We start from the raw sequence: 11,997 nt of genomic DNA on the forward strand, positions 1-11,997 counted from the left end.
GGCCGGGGCTGCTGCACCGCCGAGGGGACGGCCGTGCGGAACGCGCCCGTGGCCGGCGGCAGGGATCGTTCGCTATCCGCGGTTCCGGCGCGCACCGCGCCGCTCGACCTGCGGAGTCATCCAGCTCCTCTGCGACTTGGCCTCATTGTGCGCCGTCACCGAGGACTGCCGCCCGGCTTCCTTGGCGCGCTCGTTCCGGGCGTTCATCGCCTCCTGGAACGCGGCGTTCCCACCCTGCCGGTGTCTGGTGGAGTCGTGCTTGTGGTGCTTGGCCATGACCGACGCCTCCTCGTGGCCCTGTCGAACGTGTCGGTCAATCTCCACTGTCCCACGAATGGACTAATCAGTCATATCCGGCAGGTCGAAGTGATCGTCGAGCAGCGGCGCCAGCAGGTCACCGTGCGTGGCGATGCGCTCCGTCACGTCACCGGGGAGGAAGACCAGCTCGTCGGGATCCGTGCACGCCTCGACCTCGTCCCAGGTCAGCGGGGTGGACACGGTCGGCCTGACCTTGGCACGCAACACGTACGGGGCGACGGTGGTCTTGGCCCGCGAGTTCTGGCTCCAGTCGACGAAGACCTTCCGCGGGCGCAGCTTCCGGGCCATCCGGTGCAGGATCAGCTCCGGATGCTCCTCCTCCAGCCGCCGGGCCAGGGACTTCGCGTACGCGCTGGTGGCCTCGGCGGAGGCGGGGGCGAGGGGCACGTACAGGTGCAGGCCCTTGGAGCCGGAGGTCTTCGGCCAGGCGTCGAGCCCGTCGGCGCGCAGGGCCTCGCGCACGAGCAGCGCGGCGCGGCAGCACTCGACGACGGTGGCGGGCGCGCCCGGGTCGAGGTCGAAGACGATCCGGTCGGCGAGCCGTTCGTCCGCCCTGACCGGCCCCGCCGGCGCCGCGCCGGGATCCACCGCCTTCCACTGCGGCACGTGCAGCTCCAGCGCGGCGAGGTTCGCCGCCCAGACCAGCGTCGGCAGGTCCTGGACCAGCACGTGGTGCACGGTGCTCCGGGACAGCTCCACGTCCGCGACGCTCACCCATTCAGGCGTGCCCGCGGGGGCGTTCTTGGCGAAGAACCGCTGCCCGTCCACGCCGTCCGGGAAGCGCAGGAAGGAGGCGGCCCGGTCGCGCACGTGCGGCAGGAGGACGTCGGCGACTTGGGCGTAGTAGTGCAGCGCCTCGCCCTTGGTGAAGCCGTACTCGGGCCACAGCACCTTGTCGAGGTTGCTCAGCTTCAGGCGGCGTCCTTCGACCTCGGTGACCGGCATATGCTGAACCTCCGGGAGAGAGGACATATGGATGAAATCTATATGGAAGGGTGCGATCTCCTTCGGGTTGGTGAGCATTCCGGTCCAGCTCTACTCCGCCACCGAGGAGCGCGGCGTGTCCTTCCGGCAGGTGCACGCGGCGGACGGCGGCCGGATCCGCTACCGGCGGTTCTGCGAGCTGGAGGACCGCGAGGTGCAGTACGCGGAGATCACCAGGGCGTACGAGACGGAGGACGGCGAACTCGTCGTGCTCACCCCCGAGGACCTCGCCGAGCTGCCGCTGCCCAGCAAGAAGATCATCGACGTGGTGGGCTTCGAGGAGGTCGGCTTCTTCGACCCGATCCAATTCTCCCGCGCGTACTACGTCAAGGCCGCCGACGCCGCGGCCGCCAAGCCCTACGTCCTGCTCCGCGAGGCGCTGAAGCGCTCGGGGCGGGTGGCGGTGGTCAAGGTGGCGCTCCGCAACCGGGAGGCGCCCGCTCTCGTACGGGTGCTGGAGGAGGAGGACGTACTCGTCCTGCACACGATGCTCTGGCCCGACGAGGTGCGCTCGGCGCAGGCGGTGGCGCCGGACGAGAAGGTGACCGTGCGCCGGCAGGAGCTGGACATGGTCGACTCGCTGATGGACGCGCTGGGCGGCTACGAGCCGGAGGAGTTCACGGACGAGTACCGCGAGGCGGTCGAGGCGCTGGTGGCGAGCAAGGAGGGGATCGCGCCGCTGCCGAAGGAGGCGGCGGCCGGCGAGGAGCGGGGGCAGGTGATCGACCTGATGTCGGCGCTGGAGGCGAGCGTCCAGGCGGCGAAGGACAAGCGCGGGGGGACGGCGGCGCCGCGGAAGAAGGCCGCGGCGAAGAAGACGGCCGCGAAGAAGACGACGGGGACGAAGAAGACGGCGGCGAAGAAGACCGGGACGGCGGGGAAGAAGACGGCGGCGAAGAAGACGGGCAAGAAGACGACGAAGAAGCCGCGCAAGGCAGCCTGAGGGAGGCGTGGGCACCGGGACGACCGGAGCCCGCCGCGGCCTCCGGGGAGCAGAAGCGCGGGGGCCCGCACGTAGGCGGACCCCCGCACCGGAGGCATGACGCGAACGCGGTCGTGGTCAGAACCAGCGACCGCGCCCCTTGCCCTCCCCGATGTCCTCGGCGGCGCCGGGGGTGTCGGCGGTCTCGGGCGCGGCGGCGTGACCGGACTTGCCGCTGCTCTCCTCCTGCTGCTGACGGCGGGCGCCTCCGCGCAGGTCGTAGCCTTCCTGCACCTCACGGACGCTCATCGACGAGTCCGAGCCGGCCGGCACGTTCTCGACGATCTCCTCGGTCTTGAGGACGGTCTCGAACGTCTGGGTGTCCTCGATCCGCCGGGTGCCGATGTCGGCGACGGCGTAGGGCTCGGACACCTTGTGGACGACGACCTCGGCGTCTTCGCCGTAGAGCGGGACCTTCACGCTGCGCTCCACGAACTCGTGGTGGTCGCCGGCGATCAGATTGCCTTCCTTGCCGTCGACGTCGCTGCGCCGTACGACGCACTCGTCGTGGCCGCGCGTGACCTCGAACCGCTGCGGGGTCTCCCGCACCCGGATCGTGACCTCGGCCTCGCCCATGGGCTGCCGCCGGTCGACGGGCTCGACCTGGAGCCGCTCGCGGTACGCGACGACGCGCTGGTCCTCCGCCGCGCCGCCACGCCGCGCGCTCTCGGGCTGCTGTCCGCGCTGGCTCTGCTCACCCTGGCCGCCGCCGCCCGCCGCAGCGGCGGCGTCGGTCTCGCGCCCTACCCCCGCGGCTTCCGCGGCCTTGCCGCTGCCGCCACTGGCTGTGTTCCTGTCGGTCTGCACAGTTCCTCCCGCTGGTGGTGCGTGCAGGGATAGAAGCGGTCCGCCGACTCAATCTCGACGAAACCGGCATACCACCCATGTAACGCCTCCGCCGTTCAGGTGTCGACCGGAGGGAGTAATCAGCAGCTCGCGGGCGACTCAACGCCGCGCGCCACCGCCCTTCTCGCCCCCGGACGCCCGATCCGCGCGCTTCCGCAACCGGGCCCGCCCGATCTCACGGAGTTGCGGATCGGCGTCGATGGCCTCGTCCCGCTCGTCGTCGTACGCATCGCGCGCCGGCTGCCCCTCATCCCGGCCGCCGTTCTCACGACCGGAACCACTGGTCGGACGCTTGTCGGTATGCACGGGTCGCCTCCCGCCGGAGGTAGGGGATGATCGCGGCTTCCCCGGAGGTACGAACCGGGGAAGCCCGGCGATTCCATGAAAACGCTCCGGCATGGGCGTGTCGAACGGAAGGGGACGGGGGCTCCGCCCCCGAGACCCCGGCCCTCAGCCCCGCATCCGGCGTACCGCCCTGCGGGCGACCACCCGGACCAGGTCCTTCACCGGCACATTCCGCACCGGCCGATCCTCCAGCGCCCCCCGCGCCGCCGGCACCTCCGGTGCCGGGGCCGGGTCCGGCGGGGACGCCTTCGCCGCCAGGGCCGCCGACGCCAGTATTCCGCCCAGGACCGCCTCCGTCGCCGCCTCCGTCGGGATCTCCGTCGGCGTCACCGGCTCCACCGGCGTGCTGGGCCGCCGGGACAGCGCCTCCAGGTCCCCCACCACCCGGACCCCCGACGCCGCGATGCCCGCCGTCACGCGTGCCGCCACCTCCGCCACCGCCGTCTCCGCCCACTCCGGAGTCGTGATGCGGGGCTCGTCCGGCGCCGGTTCGTACGACTGCAGGTGCGGGACCACGCCCTCGCGGATCACCTTGCCCTGCCGCCACGTGCTCCAATTACGCTCCCGCAGCTTGCGGTTGAGCTGCAGCAGCAGCTCCGCCTCGCTCTGCGTCAGCGACGAGTTCCCGCCGCTCTCCTGCGGCTGCAGCACCTCATCGGGCAGGTCCAGCAACTGCTCGAAGACGCGGAACTGCCACAACGGCCGCGCCTCGTCCACGACCACCGCCGTCACGTTCTCGGGACCCGCGGCCTCCGCCCAGCGCTCGATCAGCTCGTCGTGCCGCTGCAGGTGCCAGAAGTCAGGCGTCGGCTCCTCGTACGGCGGCTTGCGCAGCATGGCGTCGAGCCAGGTCTCGTACGACTCGCAGAGCCCGTGCTTGACGTACTGCTGCCAGTGCGACGGCATGATCTTCCGCAGCGGCCGCAGCGTCACGACCACGTGCACGCCACTCGCGCCATTCACGCCGCCCGCGCCGCCCCCGCCCGCCAGTTCCTTCACCGCCCTCCGCGCCGCGTCCGCGGAGGCCGTCGCGAAGAACTCGCTGCTCGCGAAGAACCGCAGGTCACCCGCCTCCGCGGCCTCCCGGCAGAATGCCTCCCAGGGCTCCCGCTCCGCCGCCGTCGGATCCTTCCTGGCGATCGCGACCGCCGGGTCCTTCGCCTGGCGGCCCGGCCCGGCATAGACGACGCCGTGCTCCCTGAGGGTGTCGCGGGCCTGGTGGAAGGCGGCCTGGAGGGCGGTGGTGCCCGTCTTGTGAGGGCCGATGTGCAGCAGTCTGGTGCCCGGTGGGGTGGGCGCGGTGAATCGCTCTCCCTGCATGGAAGGGCCTTTCGTGTTCCGGAGGAGGGCCTCGATTCTGCAACGGCGTGGCCACCGGTCAGTGAGGTCGAGCCGAACAACGGGCAAACAAAAGGCCCCCGGCCCGTCCGCGCAACTTTCCCTCCCGATGATCGTTTCCCCGGTCGTGAACCTTACGAAGCCACGCCTTCGCCTCGCCGCCCTCGCACTCGCCGCCGCCCTCGCCGGCGCCGCCGCGGCCACCGCCCCCGCCGCCCTCGCGGACGGCGACCCCACCCCGCCGGTCGCCCTGTCACAGGCCGCGGACCTGGCGCCGTACGTGCAGACGCACCTGATGTTCGGCACGGTACGGCCCGACGGCGGCCCGGACGTCACCGACCGGCAGTTCCGCGCGTTCGTGGACGAGGTCGTCACCCCGCGTTTCCCGGCGGGACTCACCGTGGACGAGGTACGCGGCCAGTACCGCGACCGGCAGGGCACCATCGAGCGGGAGCGCTCGTACGAGGTCTACCTGCTCTACCCGCTGACGGAGGCGCAGGAGCAGGACGCCCGGATCGAGGAGATCCGCGACGCCTACACGGCCCGGTTCGCGCAGGAGTCGGTGGCCCGGGTGGACGAGCCCGCCCGCGCCGGCTTCTGACCCGGGCCATCCCCGCGGCCCACCGACACACCCCCCGTCCCAAGCCCTCCCTACGCGCCCTCAGCCCGACTCCCTCACCACCAGCCGCGGCGCCGTCACCACCGGCTCCTGCTCCTCCTGCCCGCCCGCCAGGCTGCGCAGCAGCAGCCGCGCCATCACGCCGCCCATCCCCTCGACGTCCTGGTGCACCGTGGTCAGCGGCGGCTCCGTCCAGGTCGCCGGGTCCAGGTCGTCGTAGCCGACGACCGCGACGTCCGCGGGAACGCGGCGGCCGTGGGCGCGCAGGGTGCGCAGGGCACCGGTGGCCATCAGGTCGGAGGCCGCGAACACGGCGTCGAGGTCCGGGGCGCGGGCCAGCAGGTCCGCCATCGCGCGCTCGCCGCCGGCCGGGGTGAAGTCGCCCTCCGCGACCAGCTCGTGGCCGCCCGCGGCGTCTCCGCTCACCCCCAGCGCCGCCCGGTACCCCGCCAGCCGGTCCACCGCCGACGTCTGGTCCAGCGGCCCCGCGATGTGGCCGATCCGCCGCCGCCCCCGCCCCAGCAGATGCCGTACCGCCAGCTCCGCGCCCGCCCGGTTGTCCGTGTCGACGTACAGCAGGCCCCGCTCCCCCGCCGCCCCCGGCCAGCCCGGCCGGCCGCCGTAGACGACGGGCAGCCCCGCCGCCGCGGCCATGCCCGGCAACGGGTCGTCGCGGTGCAGCGAGAACATCAGCGCGCCGTCCACGTGCCCGCCGGCCAGGAACCGGCCGATCCGCGGATAGTCCGCCCGGTCCGCGACGTACAGCAGCACCAACTGTGTGTCCGCCGCCGCCAGCGCCCCGCTGATCCCCCGCAACTGCCGGGCGAAGAACGGGTCGGCGAAGACCCGGCTCTCGGGCTCGGCGATGACGACGGCGACCGCGCCGGTGCGCCGGGTGACGAGCGTGCGCGCGGCCTGGTTCGGTACGTAGCCCAGCTCGGCCACGGCGCGGTGCACCCGCTCGCGCAGCGGCTCGCGCACCCCCGCGCCGCCGTTGACCACGCGCGACACCGTGGCCCGCGACACTCCGGCGCGGGCGGCCACGGCCTCCAGCGTGGGGCGGTTCCCGGACACCTCAACTCCTCTTCACCCGGTGGGCCTTGACAGTAGCCCGCCCACTCGGCAGTGTGCCTCAACACAACCTGAGAGCGCTCTCAAACAGGCGCATCCCCAGGGGAGAACCTCCTCATCCCCCCACACCCCGAGGAGCAGCCAGACATGCACGCAACACGAATACGGTGGCGCAGGAGCCTGCTCGGCGCGGTCGCGGCGATGGCCGCTGTCAGCGCCCTGACCCTGCCCTCCGCGACGGCCGGCGAAGACGCGGGCGGCGAGGACGCGGCAAGCGACCCGGCGCCCCTCGCCGAGGTCTTCCGCGACGACTTCGACGGCGCCGCAGGATCCCCGCCGGACGCCGCGAACTGGATCGTCGACACCGGCACGTCCTATCCCGGCGGCCCCGCCAACTGGGGCACCGGCGAGATCCAGACGTACACCGACAGCCCGGAGAACCTCCAGAAGGACGGCAACGGCAACCTCACCATCACCCCCCGCCGCAACGGCTCCGGCGGCTGGACCTCCGCCCGCATCGAGACCCAGCGCACCGACTTCCAGGCCCCGGCCGGCGGTCTGATGCGCATCGAGGCGCGGATCCAGATGCCGAACGTCACCGGCGCCGAAGCCCTCGGCTACTGGCCCGCGTTCTGGACCCTCGGCGACGCCTACCGCGGCAACTACTGGAACTGGCCGGGCATCGGCGAGTTCGACATCATGGAGAACGTCAACGGCGTCGACAGCGTCTGGGGCGTGCTGCACTGCGGCACCGCGCCCGGCGGCCCGTGCAACGAGAACAACGGCCTCGGCGCCTCCCGCGCCTGCCCGGGCGGCAGTTGCCAGTCAGGATTCCACGAGTACGCCCTGGAGCTGGACCGCAGCGGCCCCGTCGAGGAGCTGCGCTGGTACGTGGACGGCCAGCAGTACCACTCCGTCAACGCCGACCAGGTAGGGGCCGAGACCTGGGCGAACCTCGCCCACCACGGCCACTTCCTCCTCCTCAACGTCGCCATGGGCGGCGCCTTCCCCGACGGCGTAGCCGGCCACGCCACCCCCACCGACGCCACCCGGCCCGGCGTGCCCATGACCGTCGACTACGTGTCCGTCGAGCAGTCCGGAGGTGCCGAATGATCTCGCGACGCAGGCTGCTGGGTGGTCTGGCCGTCGCGTCCGCCGCCGCGGGGACACCTCTGGTGCTCTCCGCGGCGCGGGCGGGCGGCGCCGCCGCGGCCCTCGACGTGACCGTCGTCAACAAGACGGGCGCGTACGAGAACTCCTCGATCAGCATCTACGTCGTCGGCAACGAGGGCGGCCGGCAGGTCCGCCTCACGCCCGACGGGTCGCTCGCGCCCATCGAGGCCGGCGACAACGGCCCCGACGGCTACACCGACTACGCCATCCCCTTCGCCGGCAGCGGCGACACGAGCCTCACGCTGCCGAACATGTCCGGCCGCCTCTACGTGGCCCTCGGCGGCAAGCTGAAGATGAAGGCGGTCACCGACGGCGCCGGCAACGCGGCGCTCGCGTACCCCGCAGGATGGGTTTCCACCGACCCCAACTACCCCGTGGTGCACGACTGCATGGAGTTCACGCTCAACGACGCGGGGATGTTCTGCAACACCACCATGGTCGACATGTTCAGCGTGCCGATGTCCATCCACCTGACGGGCGCCGACGACCAGACGACCGGGACGCTCAAGGACGGCGCCCGGCAGAAGGTGTTCGACACCCTCGCGGGCACCGAGGGCTTCGGCCGGCTGGTGGACGGGGACGGGCTGCGGGTCATCGCCCCCGGGCACGGCCTGGACACCGGGCTGTTCGACGGCGCGTATCTCGACGGGTACGTGGACGAGGTCTGGTCGGCGTACGCGGGCAAGGACCTGAAGGTCACCACGAACGCCGGTACCTTCACCGGCCGCGTCGCCGGCGACCGGCTGTCCTTCACCGGCCCCGCCGACGTCGCCTTCGACCGGCCGCCCACCCGCGACGTGCTGTTCTGCGACGGCAAGCTCGCCGCCCCGAACGACGGCACCACGGGCCCCGTCGCCGCCATCCTCGGCGCCGCGCTCAACCGCACCACCCTGCGCGACCACGCCGACCAGCCGGTCACCGACGCGTCCGCCTTCTACGGCACCGACATCTCCAACCACTACGCGCGGGTGATGCACGAAGTGTCGGAGGACGGGCGGGCGTACGGGTTCGCCTTCGACGACGTGTCCGGCTTCGCGTCGTACATCGAGGACCGGGCGCCGCAGCAGCTCACGCTGACGCTGACGCCCTTCTGACACCCACGGGAGCCGGCGGGGGGCGAGCGGGAGCCCGCCGGCTTCCGCGGGGCCGCGGGGACCGCGGCAGGCCGGGGGCTGTCCGGTGGTCAGGGCCGGGCAGCCCGCGGCCGGCGGCGCGCGACCGCCCTCGTGCGGACGCGCGGAAGTTACGCGCTGCTCATCGACAGCTTGGCCGCGAAGCCCAGGAACGCCGTCCCCGCCGCGGCCGACATCCCCGCCGTCAGCCGCCGCCTGCGGCGGAAGAGCGCGGCGAGGTGCGTACCGCTGAAGATCAGGGCCGTCAGGTACGTGATGCTGAACAACTGCGCCCACGCCGCCAGCACGACGAACGTCAGCTCCGGGTGCGCGTACGCCGGGTCGATGAACTGCACGAAGAAGGAGACGAAGAACAGGATCGCCTTCGGGTTCAGCAGGCTGACGACGAACGCCCGGCGGTACGGGCGCTCCATCTCCTCCCGCGCCGGCTCCGCGCGCGCGGCCTCCCCCTCCGCCCGCGCGACGGCCCGCGCCTCGCGCTCGCGCCACATCCGCCACGCCCCGCGCAGCATCCCGACCGCCAGCCACGTCAGATACCCGGCGCCCGCGAACTTGACGACGGCGAACGCCGTCGGGCTCGCCTGCAGCAGCGAGGCCACGCCGCCCGCGGAGAGCACCATGAGCACCATGTCGCCGCACATCACGCCGCCGGCCGCGCGGTAGCCGGCCCGGGCGCCGCGGCGGGCGGCGACGGAGACGACGTAGAGGGAGTTGGGGCCCGGGAGCAGGATGATCAGGGCGAGCCCGGCGAGGTACGTCGAGAGATCCGTGACTCCAAGCATGCGGGTCAGGCTGCCATGTACCCGCCGATCCGACGAATCGATTATCGGGCAATCCCGCATGCCGGACAGGGGCGGTCCCGGACACCGGCCGGTTAGGCTCGTGAGCGGATCACCGGTCACGGCGGAGGGGGCCCGTACGGCATGAACGGCACGGTCACAGCGGTCTGCAGCAGCGGCGAGTACACCTTCCACAAGCCGGCCCGCGAGGCGATCACCCTGCTCGCCGGCCTCGGCGTCGAGGGCGACGCGCACGCCGGCGTCACGGTCAGGCACCGCTCCCGGATGGCCCGCGACCCGTCCCAGCCGAACCTGCGGCAGGTGCACCTGATGCACGAGGAGCTGTTCGCCGAGGTCGCCGAGGCGGGCTTCGCCGTACGCCCCGGGGAGCTCGGCGAGAACGTCACCACCCGCGGCGTGGACCTGCTCGGCCTGCCCACGGGCACGCTGCTGCACCTCGGTGCCGAGGCGGTCGTGGAGGTCACCGGGCTGCGCAACCCTTGCCACCAGATCGACGACTTCCAGAGCGGCCTGCTCAAGCAGGTCGTCGGCCGGGACGCGGCGGGGTCCGTGGTGCGCAAGGCGGGCGTGATGAGCGTGGTGCTGACGGGCGGCGTGGTACGTCCCGGAGACCCGGTCGTCGTGGTGCTGCCGGACGCGCCGCACCGCCCGCTGGAGAAGGTCTGAGCGCCCTCTTCGCACGCCCTCAGGCCGCGCCGGTCTCCGTGACCGCGGACGCGCCGATCACCTCGCCGTCCGCGTCCAGCGCCTCCGCCTGCACGTAGGCCGCGTCCGAGGCGTCCGCCGGCAGGTCGACGTCCGTGTCGAGCCCGTCCCACGGCTCGCGGGCGACGGGCCGCAGGCCGTCCCGCGCATCGCCGGCCAGCACCCGCCAGCCGGCGACCTCCGTGGCGCCGTTCCACACCGCGTGCGCGTCGCCGGACGCGCCGTCGATCCGTACCTCCGGCGCGGTCTCGGGCTCGCCCTCCCACTCGTCGCGGTAGGTGCGGTACGAGCTGTAGTCCTGGGGGAAGACGGCGTCGAACACCAGCCGTCCGGCCGCGTCGAACTCCGAGATCCGGCCCGCGGACCCCCAGCCGACGAGGGTGTTGCCGTTGGGCAGGCCCTGGCTGCCGCCGGTGACGGCGGTGGAGACGCGGTCCGGGTGCACGAGCTGGCGCTCCAGCTCGGCGGTGCCGCGGCGCGGGTCGATGCGCAGCCAGGCGACCCGGGTCTCGTAGCCCTCGGAGTGCATGTTCTGGTTGTCGAACATGCGGTACGTGCCGTCGCCGACGGCCACGACGTCGTGCTGGGCGATGGTGCGCGCGCCCGCGCCGAGCCGGAAGTCGCTGTTCTTGCCGCCGAGCCGCCAGACGATCTCGCCGGTCTCCCGGTCGAGCTTGTAGACGGTGCTGGTGCCGACGGCGGAGACGAGGAGGTCGCCGTCGGTGTCGAGGGACACGGAGTTGGTGTGCAGGTAGTCGAAGGGGCGGGTGCCGGCGCGTCCTGAGGGCCGCTCGTCGGACTCCTGCAGCGGTACGTGGTCGAGGCTGCGCCACTCCAGCAGCGGCTCGCCGGTGGCGAGGTCCAGCTCCCATACGACGCTCTCCAGCACGTCGCCGTCCGCGGGGCCGCCGACCGGGGTGAGGTCGTAGGGCCGTTGCTGGTAGCTGACGACCAGGGCGGTGTCCTGCGGGGTGAGCCGGAACTCGTGCAGGTCGATGCTCTGTTCCGGGTCGGGGGAGCGGACGGTGGCGATGATGTCGTAGTTCTCGTCGGCGATGTAGCCGACGCCCTCGCCGAGTCCCGCGTTGTCGCTCTTGCCCTGCCACCAGGTCAGGACCTTACGGCCGCGGTACTCCTGCACGCGGAAGTCGGCGACGTACTCGTTCTGCGGGATGCGGTGGTACCAGACGGGCCGGCCCCGGTCGTCGACGATCTGGGGTCCGCGGCCGGCCTCGGGCGGCGGTTCCTCGCCGGGCGGCCCGACCCGGCCGGGGTTCTTCTGCGGTCCGACGAACAGCAGTCCCTCGCCCATGCCGGGGCGGCGCTCCAGCACGTCGAGGGCCGCGGGCTGCTGCTCGGGCGGCTCCTCGGCGGCGGGTACGGCCGCGCCGCGCATGGCGGCCGGTGCCGCGGCGGGTTCCACGGCCTGTTCCGCGGCGGCCGCGGGCGGAAGCGTGGCGACGAGACCGCCGAGGATGATCGCGGTGCACGTACGCGACAGCCGACGGGACACATGACGGGATACACGGCGGGATGCATGAGGGGTGGGCATGTCTCTCCCGGAGGTGGGGGGCCTCCACGTCTACCAACCGCGTGGTGACAGAGCGGTCACTCCTGGGGCGCGGGAGGCGGCTCCGGCCGCGGTGGCGCGCCTGGGGCGCCCGTCCGAATTAGGCTGATATG

At 72.7% G+C, this 11,997-nt stretch carries 13 protein-coding genes; 5 read left to right on the forward strand and 8 right to left on the reverse strand.

Annotation, left to right across the window (positions count from 1 at the left end):
- Positions 1–72: 72 nt before the first annotated feature.
- Positions 73–276 carry a hypothetical protein gene (locus tag OG946_RS08775; protein WP_326795563.1) on the reverse strand — a complete coding sequence of 68 codons (204 nt, stop codon included), beginning with the start codon at positions 274–276 and terminating at the stop codon, positions 73–75.
- 63 nt (positions 277–339) lie between these two features.
- The gene (gene ligD / locus OG946_RS08780) at positions 340–1,263 is read right to left on the reverse strand and encodes a non-homologous end-joining DNA ligase (protein WP_326795564.1); all 924 of its coding nucleotides are present in this window, start codon (positions 1,261–1,263) and stop codon (positions 340–342) included.
- Between the two features lie 31 nt (positions 1,264–1,294).
- On the opposite strand from ligD, the gene ku reads away from it, so the two are divergent.
- Entirely contained in the window at positions 1,295–2,245 is a 951-nt protein-coding gene (gene ku / locus OG946_RS08785) for a non-homologous end joining protein Ku (protein WP_326795565.1), read from the forward strand.
- Positions 2,246–2,362: 117 nt separating this feature from the next.
- Here the strand turns inward: ku and OG946_RS08790 are convergent, their stop codons facing one another.
- From OG946_RS08790 to OG946_RS08800, 3 genes are all read right to left on the reverse strand, one after another.
- Positions 2,363–3,091, reverse strand: coding sequence for a DUF2382 domain-containing protein (locus OG946_RS08790; RefSeq protein WP_326795566.1), 729 nt, complete (start codon positions 3,089–3,091; stop codon positions 2,363–2,365).
- 138 nt (positions 3,092–3,229) lie between these two features.
- On the reverse strand, positions 3,230–3,436 hold the full coding sequence (locus OG946_RS08795) for a hypothetical protein (RefSeq protein WP_326795567.1): 207 nt from the start codon (positions 3,434–3,436) through the stop codon (positions 3,230–3,232).
- Positions 3,437–3,580: 144 nt separating this feature from the next.
- Positions 3,581–4,795, reverse strand: coding sequence for a hypothetical protein (locus OG946_RS08800; protein WP_326795568.1), 1,215 nt, complete (start codon positions 4,793–4,795; stop codon positions 3,581–3,583).
- A 145-nt stretch (positions 4,796–4,940) separates the two neighbouring features.
- On the opposite strand from OG946_RS08800, the gene OG946_RS08805 reads away from it, so the two are divergent.
- The gene (locus OG946_RS08805) at positions 4,941–5,414 is read left to right on the forward strand and encodes a DUF3574 domain-containing protein (RefSeq protein ID WP_326795569.1); all 474 of its coding nucleotides are present in this window, start codon (positions 4,941–4,943) and stop codon (positions 5,412–5,414) included.
- Between the two features lie 60 nt (positions 5,415–5,474).
- Here the strand turns inward: OG946_RS08805 and OG946_RS08810 are convergent, their stop codons facing one another.
- A complete protein-coding gene (locus tag OG946_RS08810) occupies positions 5,475–6,506 on the reverse strand; it encodes a LacI family DNA-binding transcriptional regulator (protein ID WP_326795570.1) in 1,032 nt (343 codons plus the stop codon).
- Positions 6,507–6,650: 144 nt separating this feature from the next.
- Between OG946_RS08810 and OG946_RS08815 the strand changes: the two genes are divergently transcribed.
- On the forward strand, positions 6,651–7,616 hold the full coding sequence (locus OG946_RS08815; RefSeq protein ID WP_326795571.1) for a glycoside hydrolase family 16 protein: 966 nt from the start codon (positions 6,651–6,653) through the stop codon (positions 7,614–7,616).
- Positions 7,613–8,770 (forward strand): beta-1,3-glucanase family protein, encoded by a 1,158-nt coding sequence (locus OG946_RS08820; RefSeq protein ID WP_326795572.1) that lies wholly within the window; start codon positions 7,613–7,615, stop codon positions 8,768–8,770. The genes OG946_RS08815 and OG946_RS08820 overlap by 4 nt, the downstream gene beginning before the upstream one ends.
- 149 nt (positions 8,771–8,919) lie before the next feature.
- Here the strand turns inward: OG946_RS08820 and leuE are convergent, their stop codons facing one another.
- The gene (gene leuE, locus OG946_RS08825; protein WP_326795573.1) at positions 8,920–9,591 is read right to left on the reverse strand and encodes a leucine efflux protein LeuE; all 672 of its coding nucleotides are present in this window, start codon (positions 9,589–9,591) and stop codon (positions 8,920–8,922) included.
- Positions 9,592–9,732: 141 nt separating this feature from the next.
- On the opposite strand from leuE, the gene OG946_RS08830 reads away from it, so the two are divergent.
- Complete coding sequence (locus OG946_RS08830) at positions 9,733–10,275, forward strand: MOSC domain-containing protein (protein WP_326795574.1); 543 nt, start codon at positions 9,733–9,735, stop codon at positions 10,273–10,275.
- A gap of 19 nt (positions 10,276–10,294) precedes the next feature.
- Here the strand turns inward: OG946_RS08830 and OG946_RS08835 are convergent, their stop codons facing one another.
- Entirely contained in the window at positions 10,295–11,827 is a 1,533-nt protein-coding gene (locus OG946_RS08835; RefSeq protein WP_326795575.1) for an arylsulfotransferase family protein, read from the reverse strand.
- Positions 11,828–11,997 lie beyond the last annotated feature (170 nt).

It is taken from the genome of Streptomyces sp. NBC_01808 (genome assembly GCF_035917395.1).
Classification (GTDB): Bacteria; Actinomycetota; Actinomycetes; order Streptomycetales; family Streptomycetaceae; genus Streptomyces.